This window comes from Amycolatopsis sp. NPDC051903, from assembly GCF_044452505.1.
In the GTDB taxonomy this organism is placed as follows: Bacteria; Actinomycetota; Actinomycetes; order Mycobacteriales; family Pseudonocardiaceae; genus Amycolatopsis.
This window is the reverse complement of record NZ_JBITBT010000010.1, coordinates 215,470-235,529: the sequence shown is the minus strand read 5'-3', so window position 1 is coordinate 235,529 and position 20,060 is coordinate 215,470. Positions and strand designations below refer to the sequence as shown.

Genomic DNA, 20,060 nt, shown 5'->3' with positions numbered 1-20,060 from the left:
ACGGTGGGTCGTGGGGAAGTTTCGACTCGCCGCAATTTCTCGTGGCTTCACGGTCAGACGGACGGGTTTGGCGTCCTTTCCGGTGGGCGCACGCCTGGCCCGCGAACCGTGAGTCTCAACCGACCGCAGCGCGGACGGCCGGCACGACGTCGTCGGCGAAGCGCAGCACCTGGTCCACGGTCTGGTGTTCGGGCCAGAACACGAACGTCGTGTAGGGCAGGTCGGTCGCCAGGCCGGTGAGGTAGGAAGCCCATTGCGCCGCGTCACCGCGCACCGGTTCGGAACCGGCCGACACGGCCAGGACACCGGGTTCGTCGGTGATCGTGCCGACGATCTGGGCGATGCGGCGCACGTCGGAAGGCTGCCGGCCCGCGGCGCGCGCGGACTCGTCGAGGATGGCGTTGGCCGAGGCCCACTGGTCATAGGGCAGGTAGGACGGGATCGGCGCGGCCCAGCCGTCGGCGATGCGGCCGGTGAGGGCGAGCGCCTTGGGACCCTGTGCACCCGTCCAGAGCTCGATGGGGTGGGCGGGCTTCGGGCCCGGGGCCAGACCGTCCACTGTGTAGTGCTCGCCGGGCAGTCGGACGGGGTGGTGCTCGCCGCTCCACAGCGCGCGCATGATCGTGAACGCTTCCTCCAGCGCGGCGTTGGCCTCGGCGCGCGAACGGCGCGGCACGCCCATGCGCTCGATCGCCTCCCAGAAGCCGCCCGCGCCGATGGCGAGCTCGACACGGCCGCCGGACACGAGGTCGAGCGACGCGGCGGTCTTCGCGAGCATCGCCGGCGGACGCAGCGGCAGGTTGGCCACGTCCGGGAACACGCGGATCCGGCCGGTCGCCGCGAGCAGCGTGCCGGCGAGCACGAAGGTGTCGAGGTACTTGGGCACGTACGGGTGGTCCTGGATGCCCAGGAACTCCAGCCCGTGCTCCTCCGCGGCGACCGCCAGCTCGCGGTGCGCCCCGACGTCCAGCGTCGGCACGAGCGAGAACCCGAAAGCCGGTTCGGTCATGGCGGACACCCTTCCCTCGGCGATTAGTCATGTATAGTGACCATCACCAAGGATGACCACTGTCGCGCCGGAGTATACAGTGAGAGGGAGCGTTCCGTTGGCAGCACCGGAATCCGCGGCGCCGGATGCCCCCACAACGGGCGGCGCCGCTGTGGCCGAGGGTGGCTTCGCCGCGAGCGACACCGGCCGCGTCGAGGCGTTCAGCGACGCGGTCATCGCCATCGCCATCACGATCCTCGTGCTCGAACTGCGCAGCCCGCCCCACGAACCCGGCCACCTGCTCGCCGCGCTCGCCCACCAGTGGCCGGTCTACGTGGGTTACCTGATGTCGTTCGCCTACATCGGTGTCATCTGGCTCAACCACCACCAGGCGTTCCTGCGCATCCGCGCCGTCGACCGCGGGCTGCACCTGGCCAACCTCGCACTGCTGTTCACCACGGCCGGCCTGTCGTTCCCGACGGCCGTGGTGTCCGACGCCCTGCAGGAGAACCTCGCCGGCGACGACGCGCGCACCGCCGTCGCGCTGTACGCCCTGATCGCGGCCGCGATGTGCGCGAGCTGGCTGTGGATCTACCACCACCTCGACCGGTACCCGGCGCTGAAATCCCCGCGCTGCGAAGTGGATTACGTGCACCAGGGGTTCGTCCGTTCGCTGTCGGGGCTCGTCGCCTACCTCGTCGGCGGCGCCGCCGGCTTCCTGATCCACCCGGCCATCGCGCTGGCCGTCTACGTCCTGCTGCCGATCTTCTACTTCGCCACCACGGAAGGACTCCGCCTGCGCCTGCGGGCACCCTCGCCTGTTGCACCTCATTGACCCTGCTCGCACCCAGACGTACAGTCCCGTTGAACATCCGCCGGAGGAGGCACACCGTGAACAGCACGCTCGTCGGCCAGGGGCCGGTCCGCCTCGAAGGCATCTCCCAGCGGTTCGGCGGCGTGCAGGCGTTGCGGAGCGTGTCGCTCGAGATCGCCCCGGGCCAGGTCCACGCCGTGCTCGGGGAGAACGGCGCCGGCAAGTCGACCCTCATCAAAGTCCTCACCGGGGTGCTGCAGCCCGACGAGGGCGCCATCAGCGCCGGCGGCCGCCCGCTCAAGCTGCACTCGCCGCGCGCCGCCCGCGACGCCGGCATCACCGCCGTCCCGCAGGACGTGGTGCTGGTGCCGCAGCTGCCGATCGGCCGCAACGTGCTGCTCGGGCTCGAACACGGCCTCGCCCGCAAATCCCGGCTCTCGGCGGGCGAACGCGAGCTGGTCGAATCCGTCCTCGCCCAGGTCGGCGCCGACTTCGACGCCGCGACCCCCACGGCCTCGCTCAGCGTCCCGCAGCTGCGGCTGGCCCAGCTCGCCCGCGCGCTCGTCGGCACCGGCACCGTGCTCGTGCTCGACGAACCGACGGCCGCGCTTTCGGCCGCCGACGCCGACCACCTGCTCGAGCGCGTCGAAGCCCTGCGCGACTCCGGCCGCGCGATCGTCTACGTCTCGCACCGCTTCAGCGAGGTCATGCGGCTCGCCGACGTCGTCACCGTGCTGCGCAACGGCGAAGTGGCCGGCCGCTTCGACCGCGGCGGCCTCGACCGCGCCACGATCATCGAGGTCATGACCAAGCGCACCGAGGAGTCGCTGCTGCCGGAGGCGGCCGAACCGCGGCCCGCGCCGTCGGCCGGCCGGACGCTGCTCGACGTGCGCGGCCTCGGCTCGGAAGGCCGGTTCGAGGACGTCTCGTTCAGCGTCGGCGAGGCTCGTGTCCTCGGCATCGCCGGCGTGCAGGGGTCAGGGCAGGGCCGGCTGCTCGCGGCCATCGCGGGCCAGGAGCACTACGACACCGGCACGGTCACGGTCTCCGGCGCCGCCGTCGGCAAGGGCTCGGTCGCCCGCGCCTACCGCGCCGGCCTCGCGCTCGTGCCCGCCGACCGGCGCGGCGCGGGCATCGTCGGCGGCATGTCGATCCAGCGCAACCTCGCGCTGCCGGTGCGGTCCGACCGCCGGGCCCGGCGCTTCGGCCTCCGCCGCCTGGCGCTGGAAGCGCGCACGGCCGGCCGCTACGTGCACGACTTCGGCGTGCGCTGCAGCGACGTGCGCCAGCTCGCCGGCACCCTCAGCGGCGGCAACCAGCAGAAGGTCTCACTGGCCCGCGCGCTCGCGGCCGACCCGGCGGTGCTGCTCATCGACGAGCCGACGCAGGGCGTGGACGTCGGCGCCAAGGCCGAGATCCGCGTGCTGCTGCGCCGCGCCGCCGGTGCGGGCCGGTGCGTGGTCGTGGCCGCGTCGGAGTTCGAAGACCTCATCGGGCTGGCCGACGACATCCTGGTGATGCGCAGCGGGCGCATCGTCACGCAGCTCGACGGACAACGGACCACCTACCGCGAGATCCTCCACCACGCGCTGCCGTGAGCGTGGGTCAGCGAAGAATCAGCGTGGTTCGGCGAAAGGAGCGTGCACCATCCACACCCCGACCGCGGGTTCGTCGCCGGCGTTGAACAGCCGGTGCGGGGTCGTGGAGTCGAAGTACACCGAATCGCCAGGACCGATCTCGCTGGTGTCGAACCCGACGGTGACGCCGAGCCGTCCGCTGAGCACGTACCCGAACTCGTGGCCGGGGTGCGTCTGGCGGCGGCCGTCCGGGCACGACGACGCCCCGGGGTCGTAGGTGATCTTGAGGAAGTCGACGCCCGGGATGTCGCACGGCGTCAGCCGTTCCCACGTGATGCCGCCCTCGAGCTTGAGCATGCCGCGCGTCTCGCCCAGCTGGACGAGGGGAGCGCTGATCAGCTTCTGCGAAGCGGTGAACTCGCCGTGCACCAAGGCTCCGCCGGCCGACGACAACGTCGACAGCGGCAACCGGGACACCGGCGCCGGGGGAGGTTCCTCGCCGACCTCAGCCGCCGGAGCTGCGGTTTCGCCGGCCGGCGCCGCGGCCTCGCCGGTGTCCGGCGCTGTCTCCTCACCGGGTGGGTCGAACAGCTCGTCCACGGTCAGGTTCAGGTGTTGCACCAGCGCGTACAGCGACGCGACCGACGGCCGCGCCTTGCCGTTCTCGATCTGGCTCACCAGGCTGACCGACACGCCCGCTTTGCGCGCGAGCTCCCGCGCGCTGATCCCGACCTCGGTGCGCGCCGCCCGCAACCGCCCGCCGATGCCCGCGAGGACGTTCGCCCGATCCGCCTGATCGCCTACCGCCTGTGACGGTTGCACAGCACCTCTCCCTCGCCTGCCGAAGGTGTTCACCCGCTCGCCAGAAGTTCCGTCCCGGACTGTTGACTTTCATCGTACACAGCCCCATGGTGTTTAACTATGGTGGACAGAAGAGGTCGCGAAACGCAGCGTAGCGTTCAGCGATCATTAACAGGCCAACCGTCGCGGTGGCTCCGCGCCGGTCGCGCGGAACTGCAGATCCTGGCGGCCCTGGTCGTGCTCGCGGTGTTCTTCGCGCTCACGCAGGGCTCGACGTTCGCCGACCTGACCAACCTCGACAACATGTCGCGGCAGGGCAGCATCCTGCTCGTCGTCGCGGTGGGCCAGATGTTCGCGCTCGTCGTCGGCGGGTTCGACCTGTCGGTCGCGGCGAACATGGGTTTCGCCAGCACGGTTTCGGCCTTGCTCATGCAACACGGTGCCGCTCCCGCCACCGCGATCCTCGCGGGCCTGGGCAGCGGCGCGCTCATCGGTCTCGTCAACGGCGTGCTGATCGCCTACCTGAAGATCAGCCCGTTCGTGGCGACGCTGGGCATGCTCACCTTCCTCACCGGCTACGCCAACAAGCTCGCCGGCGGCCAGTCCGTGTCCGGTCTGGACCCGAAGTTCACGCAGTACCTCGGCAGCGGGCAGTGGGGGTTCCTGCCCGCGGGCGTCGGGGTCGCGGTGCTCGTGCTGGTGCTGGCGTGGGTCGTCACCGCGCGGCTGCGCTTCGGGCTGTACCTGTTCGCGGTCGGGGGGAGCACCGAGGCGAGCAAGCTCGCCGGCGTGCCGGTCGCGGCGGTGCAGGCGGCGGCGTACTGCTTGTGCGGCACGTTGTCCGCGCTGGCCGGGCTGCTGCTGTCGGCCCGCGTCGGCATCGGCCAGGCCGCGCTCGGCCTGAGCTACGACCTGCTGTCGATCGCCGCGGCGGTGATCGGCGGCGTGGTGATCGGCGGTGGCGCCGGGCGGCTCTTCGGGGTCGTGCTGGGCGTCTCGCTGTTCACGGTGCTCACCACCGGGCTGGACATCGGCGCGGTCGACGAGTTCACCCAGCAGATGATCACCGGCGGCGTGCTGGTGCTCGCCGTGCTCCTCGCCCAGCTGCAGGCGAGGCGCCGGAAGCGGCTCACCCGCAGCTCCAGCGCGGCGCCCGCACCCGCCGCGGCTGTTCCCCCCTCCCCAACCCCCACCGGAGACCGGCCATGACTTCCCGTAGATCGCTCACCGCGTTGTTCGCCGCCGTCGCCCTGGCGGGCCCGCTCGCCGTCGCGTGCACCGCGACCCCGAAGGCCGGCCCGGCCGCTGCCCAGGCGGGTGCTGCCGCCGACGTCAGCCAGTCGGCCAAGTGCGACGCCAGTCCCAGCGAGGACGAGGTGCTCGCGTTCAAGGCTCCGAAGGCGAAGAAGCCGTACAAGATCAGCCTGATGGAGGTCAGCCTCGCCGGCTACTACTACCAGGCCAACGTCTACGGCGCCCAGCAAGCCGCGAAGGACGCCGGCGTCGAACTGACCACAGTGGCCGGTCAGGGGTACGCCAGCCCGGCCCTGCAGGTGTCGCAGGCGGATAGCGTGCTGGCCCGCAACCCCGACGCCGTGATCCTGTTCCCCAGCGACATCCACGGTTCCGTGCCGGTCGTGCAGAAGGCCAAGGCCCGCGGTGTGCCCGTCGTCGTGATGAGCACGCAGCTCGCGTCGGACGACGTCGCCGCCTCGGTGATCCAGGACGACTACGAACTCGGCAAGGTCGGCGCCGACCAGCTCGCCGCGCGCGTCCCGCAGGGCGGCCCCGGCGTCGTCATCGCCGGGCCCGGCAACGCGACCTGGTCGCTGCGCCGCGTCGCCGGGTTCACCGACCAGCTGAAGGCGAAGTACCCCAACCTGAAGGTGGTCGCCTCGCCGACGCAGCCGGTCGACCCGGCGCAGGGGCTCAAGGACTTCACCAACGCCGCGCAGGCCAACCCCGGCATCAAGTGGGTCTACTCCGTCTACTACTACCAGCTGCTGCCGGAGTCGATCCCCGCGCAGTTCAAGGGGATCCCGTTCGTGACCACGGGCTATGAGCCCACGGCGATCAAGTCGCTGCAGAACGGCAGCCTGACCGAGACGACGTCCGTGCAGAACGTGCGCCTCGGCTACCTGTCGGTCGCCCGGGCGGTGAGCGTTCTCAACGGTGAGAAGCCGCCCGCGACGACCTGCCTGCCCGCGCCGAAGTTCGGCAAGGCCGACATCGGCTCGCCGGCGGCGGACGCGGATCTCTACCCGGCCGGGTTCACCGCGTCGGCGGGCCAGTGACGTCCCGGTTCTCCCTGTAGGCACAACGCGAAAGAGGCTGAATTGAGCACCATTGCGGCAACCGGCACCACCGGCACGATGGGTGTGGACTGGGAGCAGCGGATCGACTTCGACCGGCTGCGGACCGATCGGCTCGCGCGGGTGCGCGCCCAGCTCGAGAAGTCGGAACTGGGCGCGGTCCTGGCGTTCGACTTCTCGAACATCCGCTACCTGACGGCGACGCACATCGGCACGTGGGCGATGGACAAGCTGATCCGCTTCGCCCTGCTGACCCGCACGGGCAAGCCGATCTCGTGGGACTTCGGTTCCGCGGCGCGGCACCACCAGCTGCACAACCCGTGGCTGATGGACGGCGAGGGTGAACCCCGCGCCCGCGCGGGTATTTCGACGCTGCGGGGCGCGTTCCACCCCGACGCCGGCATCGCCCGTGAGGTCGCCGCCAAGATCAAGCGCGAACTCGACGCGCAGGGGCTGGCCGGTGAGCCCCTGGGCATCGACGTGGTGGAGCCGCCGGTGCTCTTCGCGTTGCAGGAGCTGGGTGTCCGCGTGGTCGACGGGCAGCAGGTGTTCATGGAGGCCCGCCGGATCAAAACGCCGGAGGAGATCACGCTGCTCACGCACGCGGCGGCGATGGTCGACGCGGCGTACGAGGACCTGTACGAGTTCCTGCGGCCGGGCGTGCGGGAGAACGAAACCGTCGGCCTGGTCGCGAAGAAGCTCTACGACCTGGGTTCGGAGTACGTCGAGGGCGTCAACGCGATCTCCGGTGAACGCTGCTCGCCGCACCCGCACGTCTACTCCGACCGCCTGATCCGGCCGGGCGATCCCGCGTTCTTCGACATCCTCCACAGCTTCAACGGCTACCGCACCTGCTACTACCGCACCTTCGCGGTGGGTTCGGCCAGCCGCGCGCAGCGCGACGCCTACACGCGGGCGCGCGAGCTGATGGACCGGGCGATCGCGGCGGTGAAGCCCGGCGCCACCACGGCCGACATCGTGCGGCTGTGGCCGGCGGCGACGGAGTTCGGGTTCGCCGACGAGGAGGCCGCGTTCGGGCTGCAGTACGGACACGGCGTGGGCCTGTCGATCTGGGAGAAGCCGATCTTCTCCCGGCTGGTGTCCTTCGACCACCCGGAAGTGCTGGAGGAGGGCATGGTCTTCGCACTCGAGACCTACTGGCCCTCCGCCGACGGCGTCGGCGCGGCCCGCATCGAGGAGGAGCTCGTGGTCACCGCCGGCGGGTGCGAGCTGATCACCAAGTTCCCGGCCGAGGAACTCATGGTGGCCGGCGGGCGGCGCTACTACACCGTCGGCGGCCCGATGAACCTGCTGCGGGAATCCCAGTCGCACCTCAACACCGCCGCGGGCCGCGGCGAGGAGTGACGCGCTGAAACCGGAAGGCCGGGCTCCTCCCACCGGGCGGGGGAGGGGCCCGGCCTTTCTCGGTGCCGGTGCGGGAAAGCGCGGTCGTTCCCCGCACCGGCCCGGAAAAGGCCGGGCTCGTCCCTCCTGACGAGGGAGCGGGCCCGGCCGTTTCCGGTGCTACGCGGTGGTTCTCACTCCGCCAGCGCGGGGTAGTCGGTGAAGCCGTGGTGGTCGCCGCCGTAGTAGGTGGCGTGGTCCGGGGTGTTGAGCGGCTTGTTCTCCCGCAGGCGCCGCGGCAGGTCGGGGTTGGCGAGGAACAGCTGGCCGAACGTGATGACGTCGGCGGTGCCGTCCTCGATCAGCTCCAGGCTCTCCTTGTCGGTGGTCGAGCCGGGGGTCGACGGGTTGAGGACCAGCACGCCGTCGAACTCCTTGCGGATCTGCTGCGTGATGTCGCGGTACGGGCCCTCGAAGAGGTGCAGGTACGCCAGTCCGAGCGGCTTGAGGCCGTCGACGAGCGCGGCGTAGGTGTCGTGCGGATCGGCCTCGTGGATGTCGTTGTTCGTGACGCCGGGGGAGAGGCGCATGCCGACGCGGTGGGCGCCGATGCGCTCGGCCACCGCCTTCGCGACCTCGATCGCGAAGCGGGCGCGGTTGTGGTGCGTGCCGCCCCAGCGGTCGGTGCGGCGGTTGGCGTTGGTGGAGAGGAACTGGTGGATGAGGTAACCGTTGGCGCCGTGCAGTTCCACGCCGTCGAAACCGGCGTCGATCGCGTTGGCCGCCGCCTGCACGTGGTCCTCGATGGTGGCGGCGATGCCCTCTTCGGTCAGCTCGACGGGCACCGGCGCGTCGCCCATGCCGTCGCCGATGAAGATCTGCACGTCGGCGCGCACGGCCGACGGGCCCACGTGGCGCACGCCGTCGGGCAAGAGGCTGGAGTGCCCCACGCGGCCGCTGTGCATGAGCTGCGCGAAGATCCGCCCGCCGTTCGCGTGCACGGCGTCGGTGACCTTGCGCCACCCGCGGACCTGCTCCTCGCTGTGCAGGCCCGGGCTGTTGAGGTAACCCTGGCCGACCACCGAGGGCTGCGTGCCTTCGGTGATGATCAGCCCGGCGCTCGCCCGCTGGGCGTAGTACTCGGCCATCAGGTCGTTGGGCACCGTGCCGTAGGCGCGGTTGCGCGTCATCGGCGACATCGCGACGCGGTGGGGCAGGGTGAGTTCGCCGAGCTTGATCGGGTCGAACGCGCTGGGCATGGAAGTCTTCTCCTTCACTCGGTCGCGACGGGGAGCCCCGACCTGGTCGGTGTTCAGCAGTAGCACTGACTGTTTAACATTATCGAACACTTCGCGGGGATGTGAGGCCCCCGGGAGCTATGCAAGTCGTCACAGTCCTGCTATGTTCAGTTCAGCTGAACACGCGGCGGGCGGCAGATCTTCCCCGCGGCGGAGCTTCGTTGAACAGGTGCCGATCGAGCCCGTGGGAGTGCCCGATGTCCGATCCCCGAATTCACGCCGACCTGCGCGGTGCGACCGTGGTCCTCACCGGCGCGAGCGCGGGCATCGGTGTCGCCACCGCCGAGACCTTCGCCGAGTGCGGCGCCGAGGTGGTGCTCGTCGGCCGCGACGAGGAGCGCCTGCGCGCGGTCGCGTCGCGGATCGAGGCGCACGGCGGCACCGCGGAGGCCGTCGCCGCCGACCTGTCGTCTGACGAGGGCGCGGCCGCCATCGTCGAGCGCACGCTCGCGCGCTTCGGCAAGATCGACGTCGTGGTGCACAACGCGGGCACGTTCGAGTTCAAGCCGTTCGAAGAGACCACAGTGGACAGTCTGGACGCCCAGTGGCGCAGCAACGTCCGCGGCCCGTTCGCGCTCATGCAGGCCGCGCTGCCGCACCTGGAGCCCGGCGCTTCGGTGGTGTTCGTCGGCTCGAACGTGACGGCGGTCGGCTTCCCGCAGACCGCCGCGTACTCGGCGACGAAGGGCGGCGTGGAAGCGCTGGCCCGCGCGCTGTCGATCGAACTCGCGCCGCGCGGCATCCGGGTGAACATCGTGTCGCCCGGCATGACGCGGACGCAGATGACCGCGCGGCTCGACGATCCCGTGCTGGACCGGGAGGCGCGCGCCGCGACGCCGACCGGCACGATCGGCGAACCGCAGGACATCGCCAACGCCGTCGTCTTCATGGCGAGCGACCTCTCGCGCTACGCGCTGGGGACCACGCTCGTCGTGGACGGCGGCTTCATCGCCTGCTGACCGCTGGGCGAGCGACACCGGTGATCGGAGGAACCACCCATGACCGAAAGCCCCTTCACGGCGATCCGCCGGGCCGGCGACCTGGTGTTCGTCGCGGGTCAGATCGCCCCCGAGGCCGGGGGAGACGTCGCCGCGCAGACGGCCGCGGTGCTCACCCGCGTCGAGGAACTCCTCGACGGCGTCGACGCCCGGCTGAGCGACGTCGTCGACGTCACCGCGTTCGTGAAGGACCCGCGCTGGTGCGCCGACGTGCTCGACGCCGCGCGCCCGTTCTTCCCACAGGATCCGCCCGCGTGGACGCTCGCCGGGTTCACCGGTTCCGCCTGGGCGCCGGGTGCGCTCGTGATGATCCGCGTCACCGCTCACACCGGCGCCGAGCCGAAGCGCTGCCTCACGCCGCCGGCGCAGGCGTGGCGCTCGCGGTACCCGATGTCCTCGGCCGTCGCGAAGGGCCCGCTGGTGTTCGTCGGCGGGCAGCTCGCGACGAAGCCCGACGGCACGGTCGAGCCGCCGTTCGACCACGTCGCCCAGTCGCGCGCCTGCTACGCCGGCCTGGCCGACTGCCTGAAGGAGGCGGGTGGCGACTTCTCCGACGTCCTCGGGTTCACCTCGTTCCACGAGGACATCCGCGGTGCGCTGCCGACGATGGACGAGGTGTACACCAAGGAGATCATGGCCGGCGTCGACCTCGGCACCGTCGCCACGACCAGCCACCTCGGCTCCACGGGCCTGCTCACGCGCGGCGCGCTCGGCACGTTCCACGCACTGGCCGATCTCTCGCCCGGCGGCCGCGTGGGCAACACGCCCGACAGCATCTGGTGGAAGGGCGTGCTGCCGATCGCCGGCGCCACGCGCAAGCGCCGCGGCCGCGTCATCACGGTCGCCGGCCAGGTCGCCTGCAACCCCGACGGCAGCATCCACGCCCCCGGCGACCCGGATCGCCAAGCGGTCTACATCTTCGACTGCATGCGCGAAGCGCTCGAAGGCGTCGGCGCCGGCCTGGGCGACGTCGTGGAGATCAGCTCGTTCCACAAGGACCCGCGCTCGCTGCCCGGCGTGCTCTCCGTCGCCGCTCCCTACTTCGGTGACAACCGTCCCGCGTGGACGGCCGCCGCCGTGCCCGGCCTGTGGATGGAGGGTTACCTCCACGAGATCGCCGCCACCGCCGTCGTTTCCGACGACCTCACCTGACACCCCCGCCCGTGCTGCGCGCCGAGGATGTGGACGCGAACTGGCGGCGGTGGCGGCCGGGCGGGCGCCGTGCCCGTCGGCGCCCACCACCGAAACGGCGCCGCGGCGGCCGCCGGATGCCGGCACTGTCAAAGCGGCACTGCACCACGCCGCTCCCGTGCGAAATGGCGAAAGCGGCGCTGCCAAGCGGGAATCGTGGCCGGACCGGTGCCGCGGGAACCGGGCGCGCCAAGCCCCAGCGCGTCAGGACCGGGTGGGAACCGTGAACACTTCCGGGTGCTTCACGAGTTCCACCCGCGTCCGGCGGATGTGCAGTTCCAGGATGCGTTCGGCGGAGGTGTGGTCGCGTTGGCGCAGCGCGTCGATCAGCAGCCGGTGCTCGGCCTGGATGAGCCAGGCCCGCCGGTCCCACGCGAGGTGGGTGAACGCGCGCCGGTAGTGCTGCGTGGTGTCCCAGAGGCGGTTGAGGATCGCGGCGAGGTCGTGCGCGTCGTGGTGGCGGTAGACCGTCCAGTGCAGGCGGCGGTCGAGCACGAGGAATTCCTCGACGTCGCCGGTGGCCTCGATCCGGTCCTCGAGGGCGGCGAGCTCGTCGATGTCCGCATCGGACAGTCGCGGCGCGGATTCGGCCAGCAGCAAGGGTTCCAGCCGCTCGCGCATCTTGTACGACAGCTCGCACTCGCGCACGTCCATGGACGTGACCCACGCACCGGAGTTGGCGCGCAGGGTCACCAGGCCGCGCGATTCGAGGATGCGCAGCGCTTCGCGCACCGGGAGCCGGCTGGTGCTGAGCTCTTCGGCCAGCTCGTCCTGGATGATCCGCGTGCCCGGGGCCAGCCGGCCGTCGAGGATCCGCTCGCGCAGTTCGTCGGCGACGCGCTGGCTGGCCACGCCGGCGGGTACGGCCACGCTCGGTCCTCTCAGTCGAAGGCCCGCGGGTTGTGGTCGAAGGCCTTGCCGTTCGGATAGGACACTAGCTCACACTGCAGGCCCCACGGCGACAGGAAGTACACCCACCGCTGGCCTTCGCTGGCGCCGCGGCTGGCGGTCGGCTCACCGAGCACGCGCAGGCCGCGTTCACGGAGATCGGCGACGGCCGCGTCGAGGTCGGCCACGTACAGGGCGATGTGGTGCCCGCCGACGTCGGAGTTGCGCGGCGGCTCGGGGTTCTGGTCCTCGGCCTGGTACTCGAACACCTCGAAGATCGCCTTGCCGCCGAGGCGGTAGAAGTGCAGCTGGCGCATCACGGTCCGGTCGGCGACGTCGAGGTGCTCGCTCATCCAGCTGCCCTCGTCGTGGCGGAACGGCCCGAGCCGGTACAGGTACTCGCAGCCCAGCACGTCGGTGAAGAACTCGTGGGCTTGGGCCAGGTCCGGCACCGTGATGCCGAAGTGGTCCACGCCCGTCACGCCGGGGATCGGCATGAGCACACCTCCAATGGATCCATTCTCTTGCTTTTCATAGCTACTTCACGGCATAGTCTGCGTCAAGACCTTGGCAATGGATCCATTTATTGACGAAACCGGACGAGGAGCCCTGATGGCCACTCATGAGTCACTGGTCGCCGGCGCGCCCTGGATCCAGCTGCGCGCCACGCCGGAGGACTGGGACGAAGCCGACCCCGACCTGTTGCTGCGCCTGCTCGGGCAGGCCCAGTGGATCCGGTCGTTCGAGGAGTACGTGCTGGACCTCGCCGCCCGCGGCCTCGTGCACGGCCCGGCACACTCGAGCATCGGGCAGGAGGGTGGCGCCGTCGGCTCGATCGTGTCGCTGCGCAGCGACGACTACGTCAACGGCTCGCACCGCGGCCACCACCAGTTCCTGGCGAAGGCCTTCGGCCACGTCGCGCCGGAGTCGACGGGCCTGCCGGCACTGGGCGACGAGGTGCGCACCGTGCTGCGCCGCACGCTCGCCGAGATCTGCGGCCTGGCCGAGGGCTACGGCAACGGCCGCGGCGGGTCGATGCACCTGCAGTGGCGCGAGGCCGGCGCGATGGGGACCAACGCGATCGTCGGTGGCGGGGTGCCGCAAGCGGCCGGGTTCGCCTGGAACCAGCGCCACGCCGGCACGGACGCGGTCACGGTCACGTACTTCGGCGACGGCGCGGTGAACATCGGCTCGGTGCTGGAGACGTTCAACCTCGCGGCCGCGTGGAAGCTGCCGCTCTGCTTCTTCATCGAGAACAACCAGTACGCGGTGTCCACGCCCGTCGGCACAGCGACGGCCGAACCGCGGCTGTCCGCGCGCGGCCTCGGCTTCACCATCCCGAGCTGGCGCGTCGACGGGATGGATCCACTCGCCGTGCACCTGGCCATGACCGAAGCCGTGGCGCACATGCGCGCGGGCGGCGGGCCCACGATCGTCGAGGCGGACCTCTACCGCTACTTCCACCAGAACGGCCCGTACCCGGGCAGCGCCTTCGGCTACCGCACGAAGGACGAGGAGCAGTCCTGGCGCGACCGCGACCCGATCGACCTGCTGCGGGCTCACGCCGTGCGCCGCGGCCTCGTCGACGACGACCGGCTCAAGGCGTTCGACGAGGAGATCACCCGCACGCTGCACGAGATCGGCGAGAGCTTCCTCGAAGCCGGGCCGGACGGCAAGCAGCGCATCCGGCAATCGGCCTGGCCCGACCCGGCGTTCGTCGACGTCGGCGTGCGCGGTGATCTGTCCGAACTGGCCGGCAGCCGCTACGAAGAGGCCGCCACCTTCTCCGGGGAGCTGAAGGAGCGGCGGTTCATCGACGTCGTCAGCGACGTGCTCGCCCGCCGGCTCGAGACCGACGAGCGCGTGGTCGTGCTCGGCGAGGACGTCGACCGGCTCAAGGGCGGCACCAACGGCGCCACCAGGAAGGCGATCGAGAAGGTGCCCGAGCGGGTGCTGGGCACGCCGATCAGCGAGAACGCGTTCACCGGCCTCGCGGGCGGCATGGCGATCGACGGCCGGGCGCGCCCGATCGTCGAGTTCATGTACGCCGACTTCATGTGGGTCGCGGCCGACCAGCTGTTCAACCAGGTCGCCAAGGCACGGCACATGTTCGGCGGCCACGGGAGCGTGCCGTTCGTGCTGCGCAGCAAGCTCGCCGCGGGCACCGGGTACGGTTCGCAGCACTCGATGGACCCGGCGGGCGTCCTCACGACCGCGCCCGGGCTGCGGGTCGTGGCGCCGTCGAACCCGTTCGACTACGTGGGCCTGATGAACACCGCCCTGGCGTGCGACGACCCGGTGGTGGTGCTCGAGCACGTGGACCTCTACGCGTCCACCGGCACCGCGCCCGTCGACGACTTCGACTACCGGCTGCCCGTCGGCAAGGCCGCGGTGCGCCGCACCGGCGACGACCTCACGGTGATCAGCTACCTGTCGATGGTCGGGCACTGCCTGGAGGCGCTCGACGAGACCGGCGTCAGCGCCGACCTGATCGACCTGCGCTGGCTCGACCGCGCGAGCCTCGACTGGGACACGATCGAAACCAGTGTCCGCAAGACCAACCGGGTGCTGATCGTGGAGCAGGGCGCGCTCGGCACGTCCTACGGCGGCCGGCTCGCCGACGAGATCCAGCGCCGTCTCTTCGACTGGCTCGACGCGCCGATCGAGCGCGTCACCGGCGGAGAGGCGTCGCCCAGCATCAGCAAGGTCCTCGAACGCGCGGCGATCGCGCGGACCGAGGAAGTGGCCGAAGCGCTGCGGCGCGTCACCGACTGACGGGAGTTCCAACGATGGCAACGCTGTTGCGGGTGCCCGAAGTCGCCACGGGGTCGACCGAGGCCGTGCTGAGCGAGTGGCTGGTGCCCGAGAACGAGGCGTTCGACGCCGGCACGGCGCTCGCCGTGCTCGAGACGGACAAGGCGGCCGTTGAGGTCGAGGCCGAAGCGGGCGCGATCGTGCTGCGGCAGCTGGTCGGCCGCGGCGCGACGGTGGAGGTCGGCTCGCCGATCGCCGTGCTCGGGGCCGCGGGGGAGGACGTGAGCGCGCTGCTGGCCGAGCTGGGCGGGCCGGCGCCCCAGGCGGCTGAACCCGAACCGGTGGCCGCTGCGCCCGGGTCGAACGGAGCTGGGCCGAGCGGGTCCGCACCGCGGATCTTCGCGAGCCCGCTGGCCCGGAAACTGTTGAAGGAAGCCGGAATCGGGCTGGCGGAGGTGACGGGAACCGGGCCCAACGGGCGGATCGTGCGCAAGGACGTCGAGGCCGCGATCGCCCGCGCGGGCACGCCGGTGCCCGTGGCTCCGGCGCCCGCGCCGGTGGTTCCCGAACCGGCACCGGCGCGTCGGGAACCGGAGGGCGGCGCGTCGTACACGGAGCTCCCGCACAGCCGGATCCGCCGGGCGATCGCGAGCCGGCTGACGACGAGCAAGCAGACGGTGCCGCACTTCACCGTGCGCCGCAGCGCGCGGATCGACGCGCTGCTGGCGCTGCGCGAGCAGCTCAACGAGGTGTCGCCGGCGCGGATCTCCGTGAACGACCTGATCATCCGGGCGGTGGCCGTCGCGCACACCGACGTGCCCGACGCGAACGTCATCTGGACCGACGACGCGCTGCGCAAGTACGACTCGGTCGACGTGGGTGTCGCCATCGCGTCGGAGAAGGGCCTGGTCACGCCGGTGCTGCGCGGGGTCGAAAAGCTGTCCCCGAGCGGGGTTTCCGCGCAGGTCAAGGCGTTCGCGGCGCAGGCGGGCGAGGGCAGGCTGAACCAGCGTGACCTCGAGGGCGGCACGATCGCGGTGAGCAACCTCGGCATGTACGGCGTCGACGACTTCACCGCCATCATCAACCCGCCGCACGCCGCGATCCTGGCCGTGGGCGCCGGAAAACCCGGTCCCGCCGTGGTCGACGGCGAGCTGACCGTGGCGACGCAGCTGTCGCTGGTGCTCTCGGTCGACCACCGGGCCGTCGACGGGGCCCTCGCGGCGCAGTGGATGGCCGCGTTGGTCGAGGCGCTCGAGCGGCCCCTGCGGCTCGTCGCCTGACGCGGCCCCGGTTCCGCCCGGCTGTTCCCCCGGGCGGAACCGGGCTGCGCCGAACGGAAGATCGGCCGCTCGTCGCGTCGCGGACTTCCGAGTGCCGACACTTTCCCTTCGCGCGGGGTCGGCGCGGCGTTCAACGCGCCCACTTAGCTTGCGCCGCATGCCTGCTTGCGATTTCACCCGCCGGGACCTGCTGCGCTGGACCGCGTACGCGGCCGCCGCGGCGGGTTCGACGACCCTGCTCGACCCCGCCCGCGCCCTGGCCGCGACCGATTCATCCGGCACGGGACCGGTCACCCCGGTCAACCTCGAGCTCGTGACGCTCGCGGAGGACCGCGCCGTGATCACCTGGTACACCGGCCACGCCGGCACCGACGACGGGCTCGGGCGCATGGTGCCCGCGGCGTCCGACGGCGAGGTGCACTACGGCACGCACCCGAGCCGGCTCAACCGCGTCGCGCACGACACCTCGGGCCACACGCCCTACCACTACGTCGAACTGCACGACCTCGAACCCGGCCAGACCTACTACTACCAGGCGCGGTCCAACGGGACGCTCGCCGCTCCGACCGCGTTCACCCTCATCGCCGGCAACGCCGTCGGGACGACCGACCGCGGCCTCGGCACGACGGGACCGTTCGAGTTCACCACGCCGCAGCCGCCGCAGGGCAGCCACCTGTTCTCCCTGGTGCTGTGCAACGACCTGCACATGGGCGAGACGCAGGCGGGGCTCGTCGGCGGGCAGCCGCAGTACATCGGGATCTCCCAGGTGCCCGGCCTCCCGCCGTACCCCGAGGTGATGCTGGAGTCGCTGGTGCAGGACGTGAAGCGCTTCGACCCGCGCTACCTGCTCGCGGCGGGCGACATCTCCGCCGAGGCGGTGCCGACGGACCTCAGCCGCGCCGGCCGGCTGCTCTCGGGCTTCGGCCGCTACCAGGAGGACTACTTCGTCACCCGCGGCAACCACGACCGCGCCCACATCGGCGACGCGTACTCCACGTGCCGCGTCGGGCAGTGGCAGGGCAACGACTGCTTCCACGACGCGTACTTCGCGCACACCGAGCGCACGTACTTCTCGCGGGACCTCTCGGGCCTGCACGTGATCGGCCTCGACACCTACGACAAACCCGGCAACGGCGGCGACGCCGGCGCGCTCTCGCCCGAGCAGCTCGACTGGTTCCGCGCCGACCTCAAGGCCCACCGCGACCAGCCGACGCTCGTGTTCGGCCACCACCCGCTCGTCGTGCAGGACTCGGCGTTCCCGATCACCGCGAGCAACTCCGTGGACGCCGGCCAGGCCGCCCAGATCCTGTCCTGGTACGCCCAGACCCCGGGCGTCTTCCTCCACCACGCGGGCCACACGCACCGCAACCACCGCACCACCTCACCCGCGGCCCCCGGCGTCACCCTGCAGGAAATCGCGGCCGCCAAGGAATACCCCGGCGGCTTCTCCATCCTGCGGCTGCACACGCACGGCTACGCGCTGAACTTCTCCAAGTCGCGCAGTGCCCTCGCCCGCGAGTGGAGCGAACGCAGCCGCCAGGAAATCATGGGCTACTGGCCGCAGTTCGCCTTCGGCAACACGGTGGGGGACCGGAACACGGTCGTGAAGCGCGACTTGACGGGGTTGAAGAAGGGGCACCACTGAGGTTGCGTCCTGGTGCTGCTGCCTGGGATCGGGTGGTAGCAGTGTCCTTTGTGGATCGCGTGGCACCCGCCTGCCGTTGGTAGTGCTGGCTGACGCGATTCGACCGGGCGGCGCGCGGTGTTCGGGCGCCGCCCGGCCGAGCGGTCTGGTGCGGCTCAGTTTTTGCGGTGGCTGAGTGTGCCAGGTTTGCGCGGACGTCGGAGGTTCGGCACGGGCTCGCGTGGTCGGTGGGGCGGCTGGTGGTGATGAGGCGCTGTCCGGCGCAGTGGCCTGGAACGGCTCGGTGTTTCGGTGTCGGCCGGCCTTGTGCAGGCGGCGTTGATCCGGCGTCGGCCCAGCGGCTCGTCGTGATGCGGCCTTCGCCGGCGCGGTCTGGCTGGCGTGGCCCGTAATGGCCGGCACCGGATGCGGTGGCTGTCGCTGCGGCCCGGCGTACCGACGTGCGTCGGCTGTCGGTAGCCGAACAGAGGTCCGGGGTGCCACCGCGAGCCGTCCCATGAGCCGGTTCGCGGTGACGGCGGCGGTTTCCGCGACCGGTTCGCTGCGGCGGTGCCTGCTGGCGCTTGGGTGCCTCGCGGAGCCCGTCGGGTCAGTGGCCGCCGTGGCCGCTGTCGCCGCCGTGGTCGTCGCCGGGTTCGGGGTGGTGGCCGCGGTCGTCGCCCGGTTCGCGGTGGGTGGGGTAGGTCGGTGGGGTGTAGGTGGCCGGCGCGGGTGTGGTGGGGTCCGGGCGGATGTCGCGGTCGTCGCCGGGTTCGGTGGCGGTGCCGCCGTGGCAGTCGCCGGCTGTTGGCGGGGTCCGGTCGTCGGGGTGGGGCTGTCCTCAGTGGACACGAATGCGGCCGGTCGGGGTTGCGGCTGCGGGGTGCCGGCGGCCGAACCGCGCCAGACGACTGCCGCGGCGATCCCCGCGATCGCGACGGCCCCCGTGACGACCCCGGCGATGCGGCGGGAGCGTCGGGGGCGAGTGGTCTGCTCAGGTGTGTGCGCCATGGACTCAGCGTCCGGCCACCGACGGGCCGTCCACCATCGTCCGGTGGTACTGGTACCGGCGACAGTTCGCCCGGTGACGAACCTTCGGCGGGCTACCCTCGCACCGTGGCGACCGGTGACTACAACCTCGCGGCGACGGCCCGCGCGATCGGCGAACCGGCGCGCGCCGCGATGCTGCTGCGGATGATGGACGGCCGCCGGCACACCGCGCGGGAGCTCGCGGACGTCGCGGGCGTGGTGCCGTCGACGGCGAGCGCGCACCTGGGGCGCCTGGTGCGCGCCGGGCTCGTCACGGCGGTCACCGAAGGGCGCACGCGGCTGCACGCGCTGGCGTCGCCCGAGGTGGCGGCGGTGCTGGAGGCCCTGGCGGCCGTGTCGCCGCTGCTGCCGGTGGAGTCGCTGCGCGACGCGCGCACCGCGAGCCGGCTGAGGGCCGCGCGGCTGTGCTACAGCCACCTCGGCGGGCGGCTGGCCGTCGTGCTCACGCGGACCCTCGTCGACGGCGGCGTGGTCGGCGAGCTGGGCGAAGGCGCATCGTCCACAGTGCACTCGTTCGACCATCCCCTGTTGCAGGCACTGGACATCACGGACCTGCCGCCCGGCTCGGCCCCTGCCGCGCGCGGCTGTCTCGACTGGACGGAGCGCACACCCCACCTCGCCGGACGGCTCGGCACGGCCATCGCCGCCCGCCTGCTCGACCACGGCTGGCTGCGGCGCCGCCCGCTCGACCGGGCGCTGACCATCACCCCCACCGCCCTCGCCCACCTTGACCGGCTCGGCCTCGACTCAGCCCCGAACTGAGCACCCGCCGGCCCCGCTGTCCGGCGTTCACGGGTCAATCCCACCCTCCCGCGAACAGTCAGGAACTCGGCCACCGCCCGGCTTTCGCCGGTCGCCTCCGCCGGGGCCGGCGGCCCACCAAACACCCCCGGAACCGACTGGAACTCCACCGCGGCCTCGGGCGGTCATGTCCGCGTGCGCCGGCAGCCCGTTGAGCACCCGCGAACAGGCAGGGATTCCACCGCGGCCTTGGGTGGTCGTGTCGGCCGGGTTGCCGGCCCGTTGAGCACGCGCGATCGGTCAGGAGTTCGGCCATCGTGTTGCTTTGGGTGGTCGTGTCGGCCGGGGTTGCCGGCCCGTTGAGCACGCGCGATCGGTCAGGAGTTCGGCCGCCGTG

Annotated in this window: 16 protein-coding genes; 11 read left to right on the top strand and 5 right to left on the bottom strand. The window is 71.6% G+C overall.

Features of this window, described 5'->3' with window-relative positions; genetic code table 11:
- Nucleotides 1–115 precede the first annotated feature (115 nt).
- Nucleotides 116–1,009, bottom strand: coding sequence for an LLM class flavin-dependent oxidoreductase (locus tag ACIA77_RS23375; protein WP_395888055.1), 894 nt, complete (start codon nucleotides 1,007–1,009; stop codon nucleotides 116–118).
- A 97-nt stretch (nucleotides 1,010–1,106) separates the two neighbouring features.
- On the opposite strand from ACIA77_RS23375, the gene ACIA77_RS23370 reads away from it, so the two are divergent.
- Both ACIA77_RS23370 and ACIA77_RS23365 read left to right on the top strand, forming a co-directional pair.
- Entirely contained in the window at nucleotides 1,107–1,823 is a 717-nt protein-coding gene (locus ACIA77_RS23370) for a TMEM175 family protein (RefSeq protein ID WP_395888054.1), read from the top strand.
- 56 nt (nucleotides 1,824–1,879) lie between these two features.
- Nucleotides 1,880–3,400: a sugar ABC transporter ATP-binding protein gene (locus tag ACIA77_RS23365; RefSeq protein WP_395888053.1), complete on the top strand. Its 1,521-nt coding sequence runs from the start codon at nucleotides 1,880–1,882 to the stop codon at nucleotides 3,398–3,400.
- Between the two features lie 18 nt (nucleotides 3,401–3,418).
- Here ACIA77_RS23365 and ACIA77_RS23360 read toward each other — a convergent pair whose 3' ends face one another.
- The gene (locus ACIA77_RS23360) at nucleotides 3,419–4,201 is read right to left on the bottom strand and encodes a helix-turn-helix domain-containing protein (RefSeq protein WP_395888052.1); all 783 of its coding nucleotides are present in this window, start codon (nucleotides 4,199–4,201) and stop codon (nucleotides 3,419–3,421) included.
- A 216-nt stretch (nucleotides 4,202–4,417) separates the two neighbouring features.
- Here ACIA77_RS23360 and ACIA77_RS23355 point away from each other — a divergent pair, with 216 nt between their 5' ends.
- The 3 genes from ACIA77_RS23355 to ACIA77_RS23345 are packed head-to-tail and all read left to right on the top strand — an operon-like array spanning nucleotide 4,418 to nucleotide 7,857.
- On the top strand, nucleotides 4,418–5,389 hold the full coding sequence (locus ACIA77_RS23355; RefSeq protein WP_395888051.1) for an ABC transporter permease: 972 nt from the start codon (nucleotides 4,418–4,420) through the stop codon (nucleotides 5,387–5,389).
- Nucleotides 5,386–6,474, top strand: coding sequence for a sugar ABC transporter substrate-binding protein (locus ACIA77_RS23350; RefSeq protein ID WP_395888050.1), 1,089 nt, complete (start codon nucleotides 5,386–5,388; stop codon nucleotides 6,472–6,474). Before ACIA77_RS23355 ends, ACIA77_RS23350 begins: the two co-directional genes overlap by 4 nt.
- A 42-nt stretch (nucleotides 6,475–6,516) precedes the next feature.
- Nucleotides 6,517–7,857, top strand: a complete 1,341-nt coding sequence (locus ACIA77_RS23345; RefSeq protein WP_395888049.1) for a M24 family metallopeptidase — start codon at nucleotides 6,517–6,519, stop codon at nucleotides 7,855–7,857.
- Nucleotides 7,858–8,030: 173 nt separating this feature from the next.
- Here ACIA77_RS23345 and ACIA77_RS23340 read toward each other — a convergent pair whose 3' ends face one another.
- Nucleotides 8,031–9,095 carry an alkene reductase gene (locus ACIA77_RS23340; RefSeq protein WP_395888048.1) on the bottom strand — a complete coding sequence of 355 codons (1,065 nt, stop codon included), beginning with the start codon at nucleotides 9,093–9,095 and terminating at the stop codon, nucleotides 8,031–8,033.
- 236 nt (nucleotides 9,096–9,331) lie between these two features.
- Here ACIA77_RS23340 and ACIA77_RS23335 point away from each other — a divergent pair, with 236 nt between their 5' ends.
- On the top strand, nucleotides 9,332–10,093 hold the full coding sequence (locus tag ACIA77_RS23335; RefSeq protein ID WP_395888047.1) for an SDR family NAD(P)-dependent oxidoreductase: 762 nt from the start codon (nucleotides 9,332–9,334) through the stop codon (nucleotides 10,091–10,093).
- Between the two features lie 39 nt (nucleotides 10,094–10,132).
- Entirely contained in the window at nucleotides 10,133–11,284 is a 1,152-nt protein-coding gene (locus ACIA77_RS23330) for a Rid family hydrolase (protein WP_395888046.1), read from the top strand.
- Between the two features lie 243 nt (nucleotides 11,285–11,527).
- On the opposite strand, the gene ACIA77_RS23325 is transcribed toward ACIA77_RS23330, so the two are convergent.
- A complete protein-coding gene (locus ACIA77_RS23325) occupies nucleotides 11,528–12,193 on the bottom strand; it encodes a GntR family transcriptional regulator (protein WP_395888045.1) in 666 nt (221 codons plus the stop codon).
- A gap of 11 nt (nucleotides 12,194–12,204) precedes the next feature.
- A complete protein-coding gene (locus tag ACIA77_RS23320; protein WP_395888044.1) occupies nucleotides 12,205–12,708 on the bottom strand; it encodes a VOC family protein in 504 nt (167 codons plus the stop codon).
- Nucleotides 12,709–12,823: 115 nt separating this feature from the next.
- Between ACIA77_RS23320 and ACIA77_RS23315 the strand changes: the two genes are divergently transcribed.
- The 4 genes from ACIA77_RS23315 to ACIA77_RS23300 all read left to right on the top strand — a co-directional run bounded on the left by ACIA77_RS23315 (nucleotide 12,824) and on the right by ACIA77_RS23300 (nucleotide 19,684).
- On the top strand, nucleotides 12,824–14,986 hold the full coding sequence (locus ACIA77_RS23315; RefSeq protein ID WP_395888043.1) for a thiamine pyrophosphate-dependent enzyme: 2,163 nt from the start codon (nucleotides 12,824–12,826) through the stop codon (nucleotides 14,984–14,986).
- A gap of 14 nt (nucleotides 14,987–15,000) precedes the next feature.
- The gene (locus ACIA77_RS23310) at nucleotides 15,001–16,248 is read left to right on the top strand and encodes a dihydrolipoamide acetyltransferase family protein (RefSeq protein WP_395888042.1); all 1,248 of its coding nucleotides are present in this window, start codon (nucleotides 15,001–15,003) and stop codon (nucleotides 16,246–16,248) included.
- A gap of 157 nt (nucleotides 16,249–16,405) precedes the next feature.
- Nucleotides 16,406–17,893 (top strand): metallophosphoesterase, encoded by a 1,488-nt coding sequence (locus ACIA77_RS23305; protein ID WP_395888041.1) that lies wholly within the window; start codon nucleotides 16,406–16,408, stop codon nucleotides 17,891–17,893.
- Between the two features lie 1,095 nt (nucleotides 17,894–18,988).
- Nucleotides 18,989–19,684, top strand: coding sequence for an ArsR/SmtB family transcription factor (locus tag ACIA77_RS23300; protein WP_395888040.1), 696 nt, complete (start codon nucleotides 18,989–18,991; stop codon nucleotides 19,682–19,684).
- The last annotated feature ends 376 nt before the right edge of the window (nucleotides 19,685–20,060 follow it).